18 protein-coding genes are annotated in these 17,921 nt (G+C 58.5%); 11 read left to right on the top strand and 7 right to left on the bottom strand.

The annotated features are described in order from the left end of the window. Genes arnC through arnF form a run of 6 tightly spaced genes read left to right on the top strand, consistent with a single transcriptional unit; the run spans window position 1 to window position 6,220 of the window. A complete protein-coding gene (arnC, locus tag ABIC80_RS16915; protein WP_094422440.1) occupies window positions 1-984 on the top strand; it encodes an undecaprenyl-phosphate 4-deoxy-4-formamido-L-arabinose transferase in 984 nt (327 codons plus the stop codon). Then, a complete protein-coding gene (arnA, locus tag ABIC80_RS16910) occupies window positions 981-2,960 on the top strand; it encodes a bifunctional UDP-4-amino-4-deoxy-L-arabinose formyltransferase/UDP-glucuronic acid oxidase ArnA (protein ID WP_429177887.1) in 1,980 nt (659 codons plus the stop codon). Before arnC ends, arnA begins: the two co-directional genes overlap by 4 nt. A 2-nt stretch (window positions 2,961-2,962) precedes the next feature. Then, entirely contained in the window at window positions 2,963-3,865 is a 903-nt protein-coding gene (gene arnD / locus ABIC80_RS16905) for a 4-deoxy-4-formamido-L-arabinose-phosphoundecaprenol deformylase (protein WP_429177885.1), read from the top strand. After that, on the top strand, window positions 3,862-5,502 hold the full coding sequence (arnT, locus tag ABIC80_RS16900; RefSeq protein WP_429177883.1) for a lipid IV(A) 4-amino-4-deoxy-L-arabinosyltransferase: 1,641 nt from the start codon (window positions 3,862-3,864) through the stop codon (window positions 5,500-5,502). The genes arnD and arnT overlap by 4 nt, the downstream gene beginning before the upstream one ends. After that, window positions 5,499-5,837, top strand: coding sequence for a 4-amino-4-deoxy-L-arabinose-phosphoundecaprenol flippase subunit ArnE (arnE, locus tag ABIC80_RS16895; RefSeq protein ID WP_429177881.1), 339 nt, complete (start codon window positions 5,499-5,501; stop codon window positions 5,835-5,837). The genes arnT and arnE overlap by 4 nt, the downstream gene beginning before the upstream one ends. Beyond that, entirely contained in the window at window positions 5,834-6,220 is a 387-nt protein-coding gene (gene arnF, locus ABIC80_RS16890; RefSeq protein ID WP_429177879.1) for a 4-amino-4-deoxy-L-arabinose-phosphoundecaprenol flippase subunit ArnF, read from the top strand. The genes arnE and arnF overlap by 4 nt, the downstream gene beginning before the upstream one ends. On the opposite strand, the gene ABIC80_RS16885 is transcribed toward arnF, so the two are convergent. After that, window positions 6,217-7,266: an AI-2E family transporter gene (locus ABIC80_RS16885; RefSeq protein WP_200580559.1), complete on the bottom strand. Its 1,050-nt coding sequence runs from the start codon at window positions 7,264-7,266 to the stop codon at window positions 6,217-6,219. The two genes, arnF and ABIC80_RS16885, sit on opposite strands and share 4 nt — an antisense overlap. Before the next feature lie 147 nt (window positions 7,267-7,413). On the opposite strand from ABIC80_RS16885, the gene ABIC80_RS16880 reads away from it, so the two are divergent. Next, complete coding sequence (locus ABIC80_RS16880; protein ID WP_429177878.1) at window positions 7,414-8,604, top strand: MFS transporter; 1,191 nt, start codon at window positions 7,414-7,416, stop codon at window positions 8,602-8,604. 68 nt (window positions 8,605-8,672) lie between these two features. Here ABIC80_RS16880 and ABIC80_RS16875 read toward each other — a convergent pair whose 3' ends face one another. Together ABIC80_RS16875 and ABIC80_RS16870 are read right to left on the bottom strand one after the other, a co-directional pair. Further along, complete coding sequence (locus ABIC80_RS16875) at window positions 8,673-9,230, bottom strand: DcrB family lipoprotein (protein WP_042713186.1); 558 nt, start codon at window positions 9,228-9,230, stop codon at window positions 8,673-8,675. Between the two features lie 72 nt (window positions 9,231-9,302). After that, the gene (locus tag ABIC80_RS16870) at window positions 9,303-9,968 is read right to left on the bottom strand and encodes a 7-cyano-7-deazaguanine/7-aminomethyl-7-deazaguanine transporter (protein WP_042713185.1); all 666 of its coding nucleotides are present in this window, start codon (window positions 9,966-9,968) and stop codon (window positions 9,303-9,305) included. 188 nt (window positions 9,969-10,156) lie between these two features. Here ABIC80_RS16870 and tusA point away from each other — a divergent pair, with 188 nt between their 5' ends. Then, the gene (gene tusA / locus ABIC80_RS16865; protein ID WP_042713262.1) at window positions 10,157-10,402 is read left to right on the top strand and encodes a sulfurtransferase TusA; all 246 of its coding nucleotides are present in this window, start codon (window positions 10,157-10,159) and stop codon (window positions 10,400-10,402) included. On the opposite strand, the gene zntA is transcribed toward tusA, so the two are convergent. From zntA to rsmD, 4 genes are all read right to left on the bottom strand, one after another. Next, on the bottom strand, window positions 10,399-12,606 hold the full coding sequence (zntA, locus tag ABIC80_RS16860; RefSeq protein WP_429177877.1) for a Zn(II)/Cd(II)/Pb(II) translocating P-type ATPase ZntA: 2,208 nt from the start codon (window positions 12,604-12,606) through the stop codon (window positions 10,399-10,401). The two genes, tusA and zntA, sit on opposite strands and share 4 nt — an antisense overlap. A gap of 75 nt (window positions 12,607-12,681) precedes the next feature. Further along, window positions 12,682-13,308, bottom strand: a complete 627-nt coding sequence (locus ABIC80_RS16855; protein ID WP_023482129.1) for a lysoplasmalogenase — start codon at window positions 13,306-13,308, stop codon at window positions 12,682-12,684. A gap of 122 nt (window positions 13,309-13,430) precedes the next feature. After that, a complete protein-coding gene (locus ABIC80_RS16850) occupies window positions 13,431-13,700 on the bottom strand; it encodes a DUF1145 family protein (RefSeq protein WP_223284346.1) in 270 nt (89 codons plus the stop codon). Then, entirely contained in the window at window positions 13,690-14,292 is a 603-nt protein-coding gene (rsmD, locus tag ABIC80_RS16845; RefSeq protein WP_094423010.1) for a 16S rRNA (guanine(966)-N(2))-methyltransferase, read from the bottom strand. The genes ABIC80_RS16850 and rsmD overlap by 11 nt, the downstream gene beginning before the upstream one ends. Before the next feature lie 190 nt (window positions 14,293-14,482). Between rsmD and ftsY the strand changes: the two genes are divergently transcribed. The 3 genes from ftsY to ftsX are packed head-to-tail and all read left to right on the top strand — an operon-like array spanning window position 14,483 to window position 17,695. Further along, entirely contained in the window at window positions 14,483-15,973 is a 1,491-nt protein-coding gene (gene ftsY / locus ABIC80_RS16840) for a signal recognition particle-docking protein FtsY (protein WP_429177876.1), read from the top strand. 2 nt (window positions 15,974-15,975) lie between these two features. Continuing rightward, entirely contained in the window at window positions 15,976-16,644 is a 669-nt protein-coding gene (gene ftsE / locus ABIC80_RS16835; RefSeq protein WP_023482101.1) for a cell division ATP-binding protein FtsE, read from the top strand. Beyond that, a complete protein-coding gene (gene ftsX, locus ABIC80_RS16830) occupies window positions 16,637-17,695 on the top strand; it encodes a permease-like cell division protein FtsX (RefSeq protein ID WP_429177875.1) in 1,059 nt (352 codons plus the stop codon). The genes ftsE and ftsX overlap by 8 nt, the downstream gene beginning before the upstream one ends. Window positions 17,696-17,921 lie beyond the last annotated feature (226 nt).

Raw genomic sequence — 17,921 nt, 5'->3', positions numbered from 1 at the left:
ATGTTCACCCTCCCGATTATTGAAAAAGTCTCGGTGGTGATCCCGGTTTATAACGAACAGGAGAGCCTGCCGGAGCTGATCCGCCGCACCACCACCAGCTGCGCGCAAATCGGTATCGATTACGAAATCCTGCTGGTGGATGACGGCAGCAGCGATGACTCTGCGCGTATGCTGACCGACGCGGCAGAGCAGCCCGACAGCCATATCGTCGCGGTGCTGCTCAACCGCAACTACGGCCAGCACTCGGCGATCATGGCCGGTTTCAGCCATGTTACCGGCGATCTGGTTATTACTCTGGATGCGGATCTGCAAAACCCGCCGGAAGAGATCCCGCGGCTGGTGGCGAAAGCCAACGAAGGGTATGACGTGGTGGGCACCGTGCGGCAAAACCGCCAGGACAGCCTGTTTCGCAAGCTGGCGTCGCGCGGCGTTAACCACCTGATCCAGCGCGCTACCGGGAAAGCGATGGGCGACTACGGCTGCATGCTGCGCGCCTATCGCCGCCATATCGTTGACGCGATGCTGCGCTGCCACGAGCGCAGCACCTTTATCCCGATCCTCGCCAATACCTTTGCCCGCCGGGCGGTTGAGATCCCGGTGCAGCACGCCGAGCGCGAATTTGGCGACTCGAAATACAGCTTTATGCGCCTGATTAACCTGATGTACGACCTGGTGACCTGCCTGACCACCACGCCGCTGCGCCTGCTCAGCGTGTTTGGCAGCGCCATTGCCCTGTTTGGCTTTTCGCTGTCACTGCTGCTGGTCATTTTGCGGCTGGCGTTTGGCGCGCAGTGGGCGGGAGAAGGGGTATTCACGCTCTTCGCCATTCTCTTCACCTTTATCGGCGCACAGTTTATCGGCATGGGCCTGCTTGGGGAGTATATCGGGCGCATCTATAACGATGTGCGCGCCCGTCCCCGCTACTTTATTCAACGTGTTGTCCGCCAGGATCATGACGTTTCGCAAGAGGAAAAGAACCAATGAAAGCCGTTGTTTTTGCTTATCACGATATGGGATGCGTCGGCGTACAGGCCTTACTGGACGCCGGGTTTGATATTGCGGCCATTTTTACCCATGCCGACAACGCACAGGAAAACGCCTTTTTTAGCTCGGTAGCACGCCTTGCCGCCGAGCGCGGTATTCCGGTTTATGCCCCGGATGACGTTAACCATCCGCTGTGGGTTGACCGCATTGCCGAGATGAAGCCGGAGGTTATTTTCTCGTTCTACTACCGTAACCTGCTCGGCGAAGCGATTTTGAACAGCGCGCGCATCGGCGCGTTTAACCTGCACGGTTCACTGCTGCCCGCCTATCGCGGACGCGCACCGCTGAACTGGGTGCTGGTGAATGGCGAAACGCAAACCGGCGTCACGCTGCACCGGATGATCTCCCGCGCGGATGCCGGAGCGATCATCGCCCAGCGCGCGGTCGAGATTGCCGACGCCGATGACGCGCTGTCGCTGCACCGTAAACTGACCGAGAGCGCCAAACATCTGCTGGAAGGCGCTTTACCGACGCTGAAAAACGGCACCTTCAGCGAAACCGCGCAGGATGAGAGCAAAGCGAGCTATGTTGGCCGCCGCACGCCAGAAGATGGGCGGCTGGAGTGGGAAAAACCGGCACAAACCCTGCACAACCTGGTGCGCGCGGTGAGCGATCCGTGGCCGGGCGCGTTCAGCTTTGTTGGCACGCACAAATTTATCGTCTGGAAATCCCGCGTGCGCAGCGACGTGGCGCCAGCGCGAGCGGGAACCGTTATCTCCGTCGCGCCGCTGATTATCGCCTGCGGCGAGGGGGCGCTGGAGGTGATGACCGGCCAGACTGAGAAAGGCGTTTATATGCAGGGCGCGCAGCTGGCGCAGTCGCTGGGGCTGGTGGCCGGAGCGCTGTTGAGCAGCAAACCGGTAGTTGCAGTAAAACGCCGCACCCGCGTGCTGATCCTTGGGGTAAACGGTTTTATCGGCAACCACCTGACCGAGCGCCTGCTGCGCGACGATAACTACGAGATTTACGGCCTCGACATCGGTTCCGACGCCATCGGTCGTTTTCTCGACTGCCCGCGTTTTCACTTTGTCGAAGGTGATATCAGCATCCATTCCGAATGGATCGAGTACCACATTAAAAAATGCGACGTGGTGCTGCCGCTGGTGGCGATCGCCACGCCGATTGAGTACACCCGTAACCCGCTGCGCGTCTTCGAGCTCGATTTTGAAGAGAACCTGAAGATCATCCGCGACTGCGTGAAGTACAACAAACGCATCATCTTCCCGTCGACCTCGGAAGTGTACGGCATGTGCACCGACAAAGTGTTTGATGAGGATAACTCGAACCTGGTGGTCGGGCCGGTAAGCAAACAGCGCTGGATCTACTCGGTGTCGAAACAGCTTCTTGACCGTGTAATTTGGGCATACGGCGAGAAAGAGGGGCTGCGGTTTACGCTCTTCCGTCCGTTTAACTGGATGGGCCCGCGTCTGGATAACCTCAATGCCGCGCGCATCGGCAGCTCCCGCGCCATCACTCAGTTGATCCTCAACCTGGTGGAAGGCTCGCCGATCAAGCTGGTTGAGGGCGGAAAACAGAAGCGCTGCTTTACTGATATCAGCGATGGTATCGAAGCGCTGTTCCGCATTATTGAAAACCGCGACGGCCGCTGCGACGGGGAGATTATCAATATCGGCAACCCGGAGAACGAAGCCAGTATCAAGGAGCTTGCCGAGATGCTGCTGGAGAGCTTTGAGCAGCATCCGCTGCGCCACCGCTTCCCGCCTTTTGCCGGTTTCCGTGACGTCGAGAGCAGCAGCTATTACGGTAAAGGATACCAGGATGTTGAGCACCGCAAACCGAGCATTCGCAACGCCAAACGCTGCCTGCAGTGGGAGCCGACGGTGGCAATGCGCCAGACGGTTGACGAGACGCTCGACTTCTTCCTGCGTACGGTCGAACTGACGGATGAGCAATAAGCATGAAAAAAATCGGCTTACGTATTGATGTCGATACCTTTCGCGGCACGCAGCAGGGCATGCCGCGTCTGCTACAGCTGCTGGAGAAGCACCAGATCCAGGCGAGCGTCTTTTTTAGCGTCGGCCCGGACAATATGGGGCGGCATATCTGGCGTCTGCTGAAGCCGAAATTTTTCTGGAAGATGCTGCGCTCGCGCGCGGCGTCGCTATATGGCTGGGATATTCTGCTGGCGGGTACCGCCTGGCCGGGGCGCATTATTGGCGATGCCAATGCAGAGATCATTCGCCAGACGGCGCGTATGCATGAAGTGGGGCTGCACGCCTGGGATCACCACGCCTGGCAAAGCTGGAGCGGCGTCTGGGATCAGGCGCGGCTGGAGACGGAGATTGCACGCGGTCTCTCGGCGCTGGAGCGGATTATCGGCCAGCCGGTTACCTGCTCGGCGGCGGCGGGCTGGCGGGCGGATCAGCGGGTAGTCAAGGCGAAAGCGGTCTTCCCGTTCCGCTATAACAGCGACTGTCGCGGTAGCCAGCCTTTTCGCCCGCAACTGGCGGAAAATGTCTACGCCGCGCCACAAATCCCCGTTTCGTTACCCACCTGGGATGAGGTCGTTGGCTCTTCGGTGAGCGCCGAGGGCTTCAACCGCTTTATCCTCGATCGCATGCATCGCGCCCAGGGTACGCCGGTCTACACCATCCATGCCGAAGTGGAGGGGATTATCGGCGCCGATGCGTTTGATCAGCTGCTGACGCTGGCAGTGCAGGAGGAGATTACCTTTTGCCCGCTGGGGCAGTTGCTACCGGACGATGTCACGACACTGCCGCCCGGCAAAGTGGTACGCGGCGAAGTGGTTGGCCGCGAAGGGTGGCTGGGATGCCAAAAACTGTTGAGTGCACAACGATGAAACCTGTTCATTATGGTTTAGCGCTGCTGGCGCTGTTTGCCCTTTATTACCTTGCGCCGCTGGAGTATCGCCTGCTCTGGCAACCGGACGAGACCCGCTATGCGGAGATCAGCCGCGAGATGTTGCAAAGCGGCGACTGGATGGTGCCCCATTTCCTCGGGCTGCGCTATTTTGAAAAACCGATCGCCGGGTACTGGATCAACACCCTTGCGCAGTGGGTATTTGGTCACAACAACTTCGCGGTACGCTTTGGCGCGGTCTTCTCCACCGCCGTTTCCGCTCTTCTGGTTGGTGCGTTAGCGTGGAAAATGTGGCGCGACAAAGCGACGGCGCTGCTCTCGGGCGTGATCTACCTGACCGTATTGCTGGTGTACGGTGTCGGTACCTATGCCGTGCTGGATCCGATGATCGCCTTGTGGATGACGCTGGCGATGTTCAGCTTCTGGCTGGCGGCGCAGGCCACCAGCAGACGCGGGAAAGCGGGCGGCTATCTGCTGCTCGGTATCGCCTGCGGCATGGGGGTGATGACCAAAGGGTTCCTGGCGCTGGCGCTGCCGGTTATCGGCGTGTTGCCGTGGGTAATTGCGCAGCGGCGCTGGAAAGAGGTGCTGATCTGGGGCTGGCTTGCGGTGCTGGCGTGCGTGCTGACGGTGCTGCCGTGGGGGCTGACCATTGCGGCGCGCGAGCCTGATTTCTGGCGCTACTTCTTCTGGGTGGAGCATATTCAGCGCTTTGCCCAGGATGACGCGCAGCATAAAGCGCCGTTCTGGTACTACATTCCCTGTTTGCTTGCCGGTTCGCTGCCGTGGCTTGGGCTACTGCCCGGTGCGCTGAAAACCGGCTGGCGGGCGCGCAGTGATGCTTTCTACCTGCTCGGCTGGGTGGTGATGCCGCTGATCTTCTTCAGCATCGCCCAGGGAAAATTGCTGACCTATATTCTGCCCTGCTTTGCGCCGCTGGCGATATTGATGGCGCGTTATGCGCGCACCGCCGCGAGCGTGAAAGTGCTGCGCATCAACGCCGGGATCAATATCGCTTTCGGGGTCACTGGCGCGATCGCCGCGCTGGTGGTGTCGCCATGGGGGATGTTGAAGCATCCCGTCTGGCTGCCGATCGAAGATTATAAAGCCGCGCTCGCTGCCTTTATCTTCCTGATGTGGGCGCTGGTCGGGCTGTTTACCTTCAGGGCCAGCGCCGAGCGTTGGTTCTTCGCCGCGCTTTCGCCACTGACGCTGGCGCTGCTGGTGGGGTTTGCCATTCCGGATAAAGTGATGGATTCCAAACAGCCGCAGTTCCTGATCGCCTGTATTGATGATGCGCTGGCGGAGAGCCGCTATGTGCTGTCGGATAATCCTGGCGTCGCCTCCGGACTCGCCTGGGAGCTGAAGCGCAGCGATATTCTGCTGTTCGGTTCGCGCGGTGAGCTGGCTTATGGCCTGGATTATCCTGATGCGAAAGGGCGCTTTGTCGCCGAGCGTGATTTCACCGACTGGCTGGCCGGGCATCGCCAGCAGGGAATTGTTTCCCTGGTGCTGCATCAGTCGCAGGCCGATGAGTTTATGCGTCTACCCATTCCAAAGCCGGATAACGTCTATCAGCAGGGGCGGATGGTGTTATTGCAGTACTTTCCGCAATGAGTAGCTGGATCTGGCTCGGCGCGGCCAGCCTGTTGAGCTGCCTTGGGCAGCTGTGCCAGAAGCAGGCGACGCGCCCGGCGAGCGGGGCATCGCGCGGCAGGCACGTTGGTCTGTGGCTGGCGCTGGCACTGCTGGCGCTGGGTGCGGGAATGGTGCTGTGGCTGCTGGTGTTGCAGCGCATTCCGGTCGGCGTCGCCTACCCGATGCTGAGCCTCAATTTTGTCTGGGTGACCCTGGCGGCGAGGGCGATCTGGCATGAGCGCATTACGTTGCGCCATGCCTTTGGCCTGATGTTGATTATTGCCGGTGTGGCGCTGCTCGGGAGTTCATTATGAAGGGGCTACACTGGGCGCTTCTTAGCGTGCTGCTGGTGAGCGGGGCGCAACTGTTACTGCGTGATGGCATGCTGTCGCTGCCGCCGTTAACCGATCTGCGCGGCTTTTTGCTGGCGCTGCTGCACACACAGGCTGGCACGCTGGCGCTGCTGTTGGGGTTGATGGGCTATGTAGCGTCAATGGGCTGTTGGTATCTGGCCCTGCACCGGATGGCGCTGAGCAAAGCGTATGCTCTGCTCAGCCTGAGTTACATTCTGGTGTGGGCCGCCGCCATCTGGCTGCCTGGCTGGCATGAACCCTTCACGCTGCGCGGTGCGTTTGGCGTGGCGCTGATTGTGGCGGGCGTGCTGGTTATCTTCCTGCCCGCCCGCAGTAGAGCTTAACCGGGTAATCGCGATTTCGGTCGGCCTGGGCCAAGCATAATCGCCAGCTTGCTGCCGCCGGTGGTGGTCTCCATCCAGATTTTGCACACGCTGGTGAGCGGCACCGAGAGTAGCATCCCCACCGGGCCGAGCAGCCATCCCCAGATTAATAACGAGAGGAACACCACCAGCGTCGACATGCCGAGGCGGTGGCCCATCATGCGCGGTTCAAGGATGTTGCCAATCAGCATGTGCACCACCAGGAAGAGGGCACCGACTAACAGGCACTCATAAGTGCCGTTGAACAGCAGGGCCTGGATCATTGGCGGAATGGCGGAGATCACCGACCCGATATTCGGCACGTAGTTCAGCAAGAAGGCGAGCACGCCCCACATCAGCGCAAACTGCACATCCAGCGCCACCAGCCCGACCCAGACAATCAGCCCGGTCCAGACGCTGAGCAGCGTTTTCAGCGCCAGGTAGTGCGACACCCCTTTCAGCGCGCGGTGCAGGCCAGCGATATGGATCTGTGGATTATTCAGGGCGAAGCGCATTTTGTAGGGCACGTGGCGCACTTCAAACAGCATAAACACCACTGTCATCACCAGCAGCACGACGCTTGCCATCGCATTCGATAACTGTGTCGCCATGGTAGTGGCGAAAGACATCATGCGGTCCGAGTCCATGCGTTGCAGCATGCGCTCCGGGGAGAGATGCAGATGCAGGAACGGCAGCGCGTCCTGCAGCTGCAAAAACTTGCGTGTCAGCTCGCGGTTGTACTTCGGCAGCAGGGTCATAAAGTCGTTCATCGACGCGGCAAGCACGGCGAGTAACGCGGTCAGAAAGACCAGCATCACTACTACCACAATGGCAATGGCGGCCGGGCGCTTGATGCCGCGTCGCAGAAACCAGGTCACTAGCGGGTTGAGAACAATGGCGAAGAAGAGCGCCAGCAGGAGTTGCACAATAATATCGGCTGCGGCGTGGATACCGGCGAGTATTACCACCAGTGACGCCAGTTTGAGAAGAATGTGGAGGCCCGCCCGGTCTGGCTGAGGTTGCATCATGATTAATTCCTTTTTTTTCTTATTGCCAGTAAGTGTAGTGCGCCGCGCCACCTTCGCCTGACAGAGATAATCTTAAAGTCGTGCTGCTTTCTACCTTGTGTCGTGGTAATAGTGAAATACTGTTGTAAAAAATCTGAGTAAATTCTGATGCCTGAACACCGCGCTGAACCGGCGCCGAGCGGATTGCGCCTCAATCTGCGGATTTTGTCCGTCGTAATTTTTAACTTCGCCAGCTATCTCACCATCGGTTTACCGCTGGCGGTGTTGCCCGGGTTTGTCCATGACGTGATGGGCTACAGCGCCTTCTGGGCGGGGCTGGTGATAAGTCTTCAGTACTTCGCCACGCTGCTCAGCCGCCCGCATGCCGGGCGCTATGCCGATCTGCTGGGGCCAAAAAAAGTGGTGATTTTCGGCCTCTGCGGCGCGTTTCTCAGCGGGCTGTGCTATCTGCTGGCGGGAATGCAGTCTGGCGTGTTGAGCCTGGTACTGCTCTGCCTTGGGCGGGTGATTTTAGGCATCGGCCAGAGTTTTGCCGGTACCGGCGCGACGCTGTGGGGCGTCGGCGTGGTCGGTTCAGTGCATATCGGGCGCGTGATCTCGTGGAACGGTATTGCCACCTACGGGGCGATGGCGATTGGCGCACCGCTCGGCGTGCTCTGCTATCACTATGGCGGCCTGCACGGGCTGGCGCTGACGATTATGGCTGTCGCGCTGCTGGCGGTGCTGCTTGCGCTACCGCGCGCGGCGGTGAAAGCCAGCAAAGGCAAACCGCTGCCGTTTCGCGCCGTGCTCGGGCGCGTCTGGCTCTACGGGATGGCGCTGGCCCTCGGTTCGGCCGGTTTTGGCGTGATCGCTACCTTTATTACCCTCTATTACGATGCCAGAGGCTGGGATGGGGCGGCGTTCGCTCTGACGCTCTTCAGCGTGGCGTTTGTTGGCGCACGGCTGCTGTTTCCCAATGGTATCAACCGCTTTGGCGGCCTCAATGTGGCGCTGATCTGCTTTGCGGTGGAGACCTGCGGGCTGCTGCTGGTGGGCCTGGCGGTCGATCCGTGGATGGTGAAACTGGGCGTTTTCCTGACCGGGGCCGGTTTCTCACTGGTCTTCCCGGCGCTGGGGGTGGTGGCGGTAAAAGCGGTGCCGCGGCACAATCAGGGCTCGGCGCTGGCGACCTATACAGTGTTTATGGATCTCTCGCTAGGTGTGACCGGCCCGCTGGCAGGGCTGCTGATGGCCTGGGCGGGCGTCTCATCTATTTATCTTGCTGCCGCCGGGCTGGTGGCGGTTGCGCTGCTGTTGGCGTGGCGGTTAAAGCAGAGAGTACCGGATAACGCGTAAACGCTTATCCGGGCTGGCATAAAAAAGGGAACCCGCAGGTTCCCTTTCTCTTTTCGAGTGTTGCGGCGTTATTTCACCACGATGGTGTTGATAATGTTCTCGGCAGCAGTTTGCGCCTGCTGCTGATTTTCCGCCGGCAGCGTCACCTGAAGGGTAACCAGGTGGTTATCAATTTTCCCCAGCACCACGGAGGACCATGCGGTCTGGCCTTTGGCGGAGATCACGCTGTCGAGCTGTTGCAGAGTCTGCCCTTTCAGCTCAATCGCACGGTTGGTCACGACCTGCAACTGCGGGTCGCGGCTGCGCTGCTGATCTTCCAGACGTTTCGCCAGCACGCTCAGATCTTCCTGCGTGTTATCACCAACAATCACAATCACCGCTTTCTGGCCAGTGGCGTCAGAGTAGACGTGCATGTTGTTGGATTGCGTACCCAGCTTGCCGCTCTGATCGGTCATATCCGCAGGCAGCGAGAAGCTGAGTTTACCGTCGAGCAGGGTCACCGGCTGGCCGGAGGCGTTACTCTCTGCGGCGGCACCCTGTACGGGCTTCTTGCTGTCGCTGTTATCACAGGCAGCCAGCCCCATCACCAGCAGGCCAATACCGACATATTTCACCAGATTGCGCATTGACTTCATCCTTTCAATAAACAGCCATAATGGCTTGTTGTTCCATATTATCACAACTGATAAGTCGTACCTTTAACCTGCCTGTAATGCCGAGATTTCAGATTTGTCTGCCAGTCTTTTCAGCAACATATTCAACAGCACGCCGTACATCGGCAGGAAGAAGGCGATGCTGATAAGTACCTTGAAGCTGTAATCCACCAGCGCGATTTCGGTCCAGTGCTGCGCCATAAAGGGATCCGGGCTGCGCCAGAAGGCGATAAAGAAGAAGGCCACCGTATCGCTGGCGTTACCAAAAATGGTCGAGGCCGTTGGCGCAAGCCACCAGCGGCGGCTCTGGCGCAGGCGGTTAAAGACGTGTACATCAAGGATCTGCCCCAGCGCATAGGCCATAAAGCTGGCGGCGGCGATACGCGCCACAAACAGGTTAAAGTGGGCGAGTGCGCCGAAACCTTGCCAGCTGCCCATATAAAACAGCGATGAGATAACGTAAGAGGCGAGCAGGGCGGGCACCATCACGGCAAAAATAATCCGCCGTGCTAAAGGCGCGCCGAAGATGCGCACGGTGAGATCCGTTGCCAGAAAGATAAACGGAAAACTGAATGCGCCCCATGTGGTGTGGAAGCCGAAAATGGCGACCGGGAGCTGCACCAGATAGTTGCTGGAGATAATCACCAGCAGGTGGAAAAGCGATAGCCAAACCAGCGCCTTCATGCGCTGTGCGTTGGAAAAGTGCGTCATATTGTGACCTTTTTGGTAAATGGGGTGAGGGAACCCAGTTCAATTTATGCTCTGCCAGGCAGAAGCCGCCGCATGATACTGCAATCATCGCGCGATGCAACGGCTAATTTTAACGCAATCGTTAACCTCCCTTGCGCCCGGAAAATGGCAGCGTAAACTAGGGCGGTTTTTTCACTTGTGAGATGAAGATGAGCGATCCGTTTTCTACCGCCGACCACACTCTTGATGCCCTTGGCCTGCGCTGCCCGGAGCCGGTAATGATGGTGCGCAAAACCGTGCGTAACATGCAGGTTGGCGAAACTGTACTGATTATCGCCGACGATCCGGCAACCACCCGCGATATTCCCGGCTTCTGCCGTTTTATGGAACATGAGCTGGTTGCCGATCAAACCGACACGCTGCCCTACCGCTATTTAGTGCGTAAAAGCCACTAATCTTTGCGACGTAACAGGCGCAGCGCGTTGGCTGTCACCAGCACCGTTGCGCCGGTATCCGCCAGCACCGCCAGCCATAATCCGGTGATCCCCAAAAGCGTGGTGACCAGGAAGATCCCCTTCAGCCCCAGCGCAATGGCGATGTTCTGACGAATATTACGGTGCGTGGCGCGCGCCAGGCGGATCATCTGCCCAAGTCCGGAGAGCCGGTTATGGGTTAACGCCGCATCGGCGCTCTCCAGCGCGACATCGGTACCGCTGCCCATTGCAATGCCAATTGTTGCCGCCTTCATCGCCGGGGCATCGTTGATGCCGTCGCCGACCATCGCCAGCGGAGCCGCTTCATTCAGCGCGCGCACGGCGCTGACTTTATCTTCCGGCAACAGCCCGGCGCGAAACTCCAGCCCCAGTTCTCCGGCAATCGCTGCCGCTGCCCGCGGGTTATCGCCGGTGAGGATCACCCCCGTGATGCCAAGGGCATGCAGTTCCGCCACCGCGGCTTTTGCATCGTCGCGCAGGGTGTCCTGTAGCGCCAGCGTACCGATGACGACGTTATCGCGCAGAACCACTACCACCGTTTGCCCTTGTGCTTCCTGCTGCTCAATCTGCTTGCGCCCGGCGTCATTAAGCAGGCCCGCTGGCACCTTTTCCGGTGCGCAGATGTGAATGTCATGCGCGCCGATACGCGCTTCAATACCCTTCCCGGCCAGCGCGCGCTGCCCGTCGGCCTGCGGAATAGCGATGCCACGACGCTGCGCCTCCTGCACAATCGCCAGCGCCAGCGGGTGCGTCGAGCCCTGCTCAACCCCGGCGCTGAGCGCCAGCAGTTCCTGCTCCTCTGTAGCCGGAAATGCCTGAATGGCGACCAGCTGCGGTTTGCCGAGGGTCAGGGTACCGGTCTTATCAAACGCCACCTGACGCAGGGTGCCGAGCTGCTCCAGCGCCGCGCCGCCTTTGATCAGCGCGCCGCAACGCGCGGCGGCGGCCAGCCCGGAGGTGATGGCCGCGGGGGTAGAGATCACCAGCGCGCAGGGGCAGCCAATCAGCAGCAGCGCCAGCCCTTTATAGACCCACTCCAGCCACGGAGCGGAAAAGAGCAGGGGGGGAACCACCGCCACCAGCAGCGCCACGGCCATAATTGTCGGCGTATAAATACGGCTGAAGCGATCGATAAAGCGCTCAATGGGCGCGCGGCGCTCTTCCGCCTCCTCAATCAGTTTCAGGATGCGGTCGATAGCGCTTTCGCCCGCTTTTGACACGACTTCGAGGGTAATCAGCCGATCGACGCTGGTAGCACCTGCGGGCACGCTTTCGCCCGCGCTGCGCTCGACGGGCAGTGACTCGCCGGTTAAGGCACTCTCATCAAAACTGGCGAACGGCGAGATAAGGCGGCCATCTGCCGGTAAACGCCCGCCCGCCGGGACTTCAATAGTATCGCCGGGTTGCAGCTGTCTGGCAGGGATAGTTTCACGCACGCCGTTACGCATGCGAATGGCGCTGTCAGGTTTTAACGCCATCAGTGCGCTTACGCCTTTGCGCGCGCGGCTGGCGGCCCAGCCTTCAAGCCGTTCGCCAATTAAAAACAGCAGCAGCACCATCGCCGCTTCGGCGGTTGCGCCGATAAACAGCGCGCCAATCGCCGCCACGCTCATTAAGGTTTCGATGGCGAACCAGCTGCCGCTTCTCATCAGGCGCACGGCCTGGCGGGCAATCGGCCACAAACCGACCAGCGTGGTGAGAACAAAGGCTGCCTGGCCGAAGGGGTGATTGAACTGCTCCAGCCCCCAGCTTAGCGCCATCATGACGATGAGCAGGATCAGCGGCAGGTTTTCGCGCAGGGATGAAGGCGCAGGCGCGGGAGCGCTGTTTTCGCTGCGAAGCTGGTAGCCCGCGTTTTGAACGGCTTTTTCGACGCGCTCGCGCACATCACTCTGCGCGATGACAATCAGCTTTTCGGTGGCAAAAGCGACCTGCACCTGGGTGATGCCCTCGATCTGGCGCACCGCGTTTTCCACTTTACGGGCGCAGGCGGCGCAATCCATACCGCTTACTTGCCAGCTAAAGCGATCGCCTGCGGCGTTTATTTCCGGCGCGGAACGAGTTTCACAGCTTGTATCGCTGCAACAGGGGGCATTGCTTTCAGCAACGGGGCGCAGTTTAAGCGCGGCAAAGTGCGGTGTTTTCTTGAGTTCGGGAGCAGACATCGCATCCTCCGGTGAATGATAATTTTCTCATTAACCGGAGGATACACTCTGGAGTCGACTCCAGAGTCAAGCGCTTTAGATATAGAGCGAACGAACGATCAGGAAGTGGCCTGCGAAGTAGCAGGCAGAGGAGATGGCGTTATCCGCGCTAAAGCGTTTACGGTAGTGGCTGCCGAGCCAGACAATATTGCCGATAAGCAGCAGCGACGCGCCGATAAATGCCGACAGCGCCTGGCTGGTCGGACGGAAGAACCACAGCTCACCGGCCAGCCACACCATGACCAGCGTCATGGCGACAAAGGTGGAGACGGCCATGCGCAGCTCTTCGAGACGCGTCCAGATCACCGCCAGCAGCAGGGCACCAATCACCAGCAGCACCAGCGGCAGCGGCCAGAAGAAGGTCAGCGTCATCTGGCTGGCGAAGTAGATGGTATAAAGCAGATGGGCCAGGAAGAAAGCGCCGATAGCGTAAAGTAACTTTTGGCGCGGCAGCAGCGTCAGAGCATCGCCCACCAGCGAGGCGCACAGACCCGCCAGCACCAGATAGCTGATGGCGTCGAACATGGGCGCTTGCCAGGCGAGCAGGAGTAACAGCAGAAGGGTTACGGGTTTGAACACCCAGCGTTGCCACACCGGGCCACGATAGGAAGCGTCGACGTACAACCAGCCGGAAAAGCAGACAGCAATAAATGACCACAGCATAATTAAGTCCCTGTAACTGTTATTGTTGCGTAAAACTCTCCCCTCAAGTGTAGTGGCGTAAAAAGGGGGATGACAATGCGAACTTCCCCCAATGCCCTGCAATTCCACTTAATCTGACAGAGTTATCTCTTTGCTTTCAGCTTCTTCTGCCAGACCAGCAGTTCAAAGACGCCGAAAAGAAAAATGCGCAGCTGCTCGACTTTGGTCATTTGCGGCCCCTCTTTCGGCAGCGCGGTTTTCATCATCGTCGCCTGCAAGGCATGCATAAAGAAGGTAAAAACCAGCGCGACGTTGACGAAAATATTCAACGGGCGCGGAAAGGGGTGGATCAGATTGAAGATCAGAAAGGCCCAGATGCAGAGCATCATCAGACGGCCCAGATTAATCAGCAACGGCATGCTTCTCTCCTTGTGCTTCGCGGTGATACAAACGGTAAGCCACCTGGCCCGCGACTTTTTCCCGGTGTAAATGCCAGTGCGCAGGCACTGACGGTAAACCATTTTCCACTTCGCTCTCGATATAAATGAGCGCGTCATCCGCCAGCCAGCCGTTGTTCTCCAGCAAACGCACGGTGTCATCCAGCATCCCTTTGCGAAACGGCGGATCGATAAACACAATGGTGTGCGGCGTGCCGGCTGCGGCTAAAAAGTTCAGCGTATTGCTGTTAACGACTTTCGCGTTGGTGGCTTTAAGCGTAGCGAGGTTTTGCTGGAGCTGCTGGGCGACGCTGCGCTCCATCTCAACTAACGTCGCGCTGGCGGCGTAGCGGGAGAGCGCTTCCAGCCCGAGCGCGCCGCTGCCCGCGAAGCAGTCGAGACAGCGGGCGTCAACCATTGACGGTGCCAGCCAGTTAAAGAGGGTTTCGCGCACGCGATCGGTGGTCGGGCGCAGGCCTGGGCTGTCGGGAACCGGTAATTTACGGCCCCGCCACTGCCCGCCAATAATACGAATTTGTCCGCTGGCGGCACGGTTGGGTTTCTTCATGGTCTTCGCTTTGCTCATCATTTCGGCCTGCTATTCTAGCGGGCGGATGAATTGCGTTAAACCCTAATCCTCAGGCCGTGATGAGAGATAAGGAAAGTGTTAGACTATCCGACTAATTCACCAATGATTTCAGTCCTGGTCGAGCAGACAGGCTGCGCTATAGAATCAACAGCGAGGAGTGTAGTCGCCAATGGCAAATGAAAAGAAACGTGGCTTTTTTTCCTGGCTGGGCTTTGGGCAGAAAGAGCGGGCCGATGAGGCGCAAGCTGAAGAGCAGAAAACGGCAGAACAACAGGTAGAAGAGACGCCGGTTGCCGAGCCTGCCGCCGACAGCGAAAAGTTCGCCGAAGAGGTTGTCGAGGTCAGCGAGCAGCTGGCGCATGAAGAGGCACCGCAGCCTGTTGCTGAAGAGCGCGTTGCAGAAGAGCCGGTTGCCGAAGAACAGGTTATAGAAGAAGCGGCTGTTGAAGAACCCGTCGAAGAGATTATCGAAGTAGCACCCGTTGCCGCCGTTGAGCATGAGGCGCTGCCGCTGCCGGAAGAACTCAGCGAACAGAGCATTGACGCCGAAGAGTGGCAGGCCGAAGCCGAGCCGCTGGTTACGGCGGACGTTGAAGTCGACGAGCCAGAAGTTGAAGAGATAGAAGACGAGACGCTGCCGAGCGAGCAAGAGCTGGATGCGCCGGCGGCCGAAGCGGCGGAAGAAGCGGTGATGGTTGTGCCGGTCGACGAGCCGGTTCAGGAGCAGGAGAAGCCGACCAAAGAGGGTTTCTTCGCACGATTGAAGCGCAGCCTGCTGAAAACAAAAGAGAATCTCGGTTCCGGATTTATCAGTCTGTTCCGCGGTAAAAAAATCGATGATGATCTCTTCGAAGAGCTGGAAGAGCAGCTGCTGATTGCCGATGTCGGCGTTGAAACCACGCGGAAAATCATCACTAACCTGACGGAAGGGGCCAGCCGCAAGCAGTTACGCGACGCGGAAGCGCTGTATGGCCTGCTGAAAGAGGAGATGAGCGAGATCCTCGCGAAGGTGGACGAGCCGCTGAATGTCGAAGGCAAAACGCCGTTCGTTATTCTGATGGTCGGCGTTAACGGCGTCGGTAAAACCACCACCATCGGCAAGCTGGCGCGCCAGTTTGAGCAGCAGGGTAAATCGGTGATGCTGGCGGCGGGCGATACCTTCCGCGCAGCGGCGGTTGAACAGTTGCAGGTGTGGGGCCAGCGCAATGATATTCCGGTGATTGCCCAGCATACCGGCGCGGATTCCGCTTCGGTTATCTTTGATGCTATTCAGGCAGCGAAGGCGCGTAATGTCGATGTGCTGATTGCGGATACCGCCGGTCGTCTGCAGAATAAATCGCACCTGATGGAAGAGCTGAAAAAGATTGTGCGCGTGATGAAGAAGCTTGATGAAAACGCGCCGCACGAAGTGATGCTCACGATTGATGCCAGCACCGGGCAAAATGCGGTAAGCCAGGCCAAACTGTTCCACGAAGCGGTCGGTTTAACCGGCATCACGCTGACCAAGCTTGACGGCACCGCGAAAGGCGGGGTGATCTTCTCGGTTGCGGATCAGTTCGGTATTCCAATCCGCTATATCGGTGTTGGCGAACGTATTGAAGATTTGCGTCCGTTTAATGCGGGCGATTTTATTGAGGCGCTTTTTGCCCGAGAGGATTAACAATGATTCGCTTTGAACATGTCAGCAAAGCCTATCTCGGTGGGAGACAAGCGCTGCAGGGGGTGACTTTTCACCTGCAGCAGGGCGAGATGGCGTTTCTGACCGGGCACTCCGGCGCGGGGAAAAGTACCCTGCTGAAGCTGATCTGTGGGATTGAACGGCCAAGCGCCGGGAAAATCTTCTTCAGCGGCCACGATATTTCCCGGCTGAAAAGCCGCGAAGTGCCGTTTTTGCGCCGCCAGATCGGCATGATTTTCCAGGATCACCATCTGCTGATGGATCGCACGGTGTTTGATAACGTCGCGATCCCGCTGATTATCGCCGGTGCCAGCGGGGATGATATTCGCCGTCGCGTGTCGGCGGCGCTGGATAAAGTCGGGCTGCTCGACAAAGCGAAAAGCTTCCCGATCCAGCTCTCCGGCGGTGAGCAGCAGCGTGTGGGCATCGCCCGCGCGGTGGTGAATAAACCTGCCGTATTGCTGGCGGATGAACCGACCGGGAACCTGGATGAAGCCCTGTCTGAAGGGATTTTACGTCTGTTTGAAGAGTTTAACCGCGTTGGGGTGACGGTACTGATGGCGACGCACGACATGGGGCTCATTTCCCGGCGTTCGTACCGCATGCTGAGCCTGAGCGACGGCCATTTGCATGGAGGCCTGGCGGGTGAATAAGCGCGACGCAATCAATCATATTCGACAATTCGGCAGCAAGCTCGACCGTTTTCGCAAATCCTCCTCAGCGGCGGGCGAAGGGAGCCGCAGCGCACCGAGGCGCAGCAAGCAGGCTCCCCGACCGCCTTCGCGTAAAACCAATGTTTTTAACGAGCAGATGCGCTACGCCTGGCACGGCGCGCTGCAGGATCTGAAGAGTAAACCGCTGGCAACGTTCCTGACAGTGATGGTGATTGCCATTTCGCTGACGCTGCCGAGCGTCTGCTATATGGTCTACAAAAACGTCAGCCATGCGGCGTCGCAGTACTACCCTTCGCCGCAAATCACCGTCTACTTCGATAAATCGCTGGATGATAACGCCGCGCAGCAGGTGGTCGGGCAGCTTCAGTCCGAACCGGGCGTTGAGAAGGTGAACTACCTCTCCCGTGAAGATGCGCTCGGCGAGTTTCGTAACTGGTCCGGCTTTGGCGGCGCGTTAGATATGCTGGAAGAGAACCCGCTGCCGGCAGTGGCGGTGGTGGTGCCGAAAATTGATTTCCAGAGCACCGAGGCGCTGAACACGCTGCGCGATCGCATCACGCATGTGCAGGGCATTGATGAAGTGCGTATGGACGATAGCTGGTTTGCACGTCTGTCGGCGCTGACCGGGCTGGTCGGGCGCGTTTCGGCCATGATTGGCGTGTTGATGATCGCCGCCGTCTTCCTGGTGATCGGCAACAGCGTGCGGCTCAGCATCTTTGCCCGCCGTGACACTATTAATGTGCAGAAGTTGATTGGCGCAACCGATGGATTTATTCTGCGTCCGTTCCTTTATGGCGGCGCGTTGCTTGGCTTCTCCGGCGCGTTTTTATCACTCATTTTGTCTGAAATTTTGGTGATGCGACTCTCGTCGGCGGTGACGGATGTGGCGAAGGTCTTCGGCACGCAGTTTGAGTTAAGTGGCTTATCTTTCGATGAATGTTTGCTGCTATTGCTGGTCTGCTCGATGATTGGCTGGATTGCTGCCTGGCTGGCGACAGTGCAACATTTACGTCACTTTACTCCGGACTAACGATTCTCTGGTATACTCCTCCCCTGCAATGACGAATACCGTTGCAGGGAGAGCGTATCCAACTATCTTGCTGTTCCCCGCGTCGGCTGTTCATCCGGATGTCACAATTTGTGCGTAATTTATTCACACGCCTACAAGGAACTTGTGGATAAAATCACTGTCTGATAAAAAAGTGAATGCTATTCTCGTTGCTCAAAAATGCTGGCATGTTTGTTGCCTGATGGGG

It is taken from the genome of Kosakonia sp. 1610, assembly GCF_050435845.1.
Taxonomy (GTDB): Bacteria; Pseudomonadota; Gammaproteobacteria; order Enterobacterales; family Enterobacteriaceae; genus Kosakonia; species Kosakonia cowanii.
The sequence above is the reverse complement of the archived record's forward strand: the minus strand, read 5'-3'. Positions and strand labels throughout refer to the sequence as shown.

Excerpts from the sequence above, each read along its gene's own strand:
- arnC (WP_094422440.1), top strand. The coding sequence starts at position 1 with ATGTTCACCCTCCCGATTATTGAAAAAGTCTCGGTGGTGATCCCGGTT.
- arnA (WP_429177887.1), top strand. The coding sequence starts at position 981 with ATGAAAGCCGTTGTTTTTGCTTATCACGATATGGGATGCGTCGGCGTA.
- arnD (WP_429177885.1), top strand. The coding sequence starts at position 2,963 with ATGAAAAAAATCGGCTTACGTATTGATGTCGATACCTTTCGCGGCACG.
- arnT (WP_429177883.1), top strand. The coding sequence starts at position 3,862 with ATGAAACCTGTTCATTATGGTTTAGCGCTGCTGGCGCTGTTTGCCCTT.
- arnE (WP_429177881.1), top strand. The coding sequence starts at position 5,499 with ATGAGTAGCTGGATCTGGCTCGGCGCGGCCAGCCTGTTGAGCTGCCTT.
- arnF (WP_429177879.1), top strand. The coding sequence starts at position 5,834 with ATGAAGGGGCTACACTGGGCGCTTCTTAGCGTGCTGCTGGTGAGCGGG.
- ABIC80_RS16885 (WP_200580559.1), bottom strand. The coding sequence starts at position 7,266 with ATGATGCAACCTCAGCCAGACCGGGCGGGCCTCCACATTCTTCTCAAA.
- ABIC80_RS16880 (WP_429177878.1), top strand. The coding sequence starts at position 7,414 with ATGCCTGAACACCGCGCTGAACCGGCGCCGAGCGGATTGCGCCTCAAT.
- ABIC80_RS16875 (WP_042713186.1), bottom strand. The coding sequence starts at position 9,230 with ATGCGCAATCTGGTGAAATATGTCGGTATTGGCCTGCTGGTGATGGGG.
- ABIC80_RS16870 (WP_042713185.1), bottom strand. The coding sequence starts at position 9,968 with ATGACGCACTTTTCCAACGCACAGCGCATGAAGGCGCTGGTTTGGCTA.
- tusA (WP_042713262.1), top strand. The coding sequence starts at position 10,157 with ATGAGCGATCCGTTTTCTACCGCCGACCACACTCTTGATGCCCTTGGC.
- zntA (WP_429177877.1), bottom strand. The coding sequence starts at position 12,606 with ATGTCTGCTCCCGAACTCAAGAAAACACCGCACTTTGCCGCGCTTAAA.
- ABIC80_RS16855 (WP_023482129.1), bottom strand. The coding sequence starts at position 13,308 with ATGCTGTGGTCATTTATTGCTGTCTGCTTTTCCGGCTGGTTGTACGTC.
- rsmD (WP_094423010.1), bottom strand. The coding sequence starts at position 14,292 with ATGAAGAAACCCAACCGTGCCGCCAGCGGACAAATTCGTATTATTGGC.
- ftsY (WP_429177876.1), top strand. The coding sequence starts at position 14,483 with ATGGCAAATGAAAAGAAACGTGGCTTTTTTTCCTGGCTGGGCTTTGGG.
- ftsE (WP_023482101.1), top strand. The coding sequence starts at position 15,976 with ATGATTCGCTTTGAACATGTCAGCAAAGCCTATCTCGGTGGGAGACAA.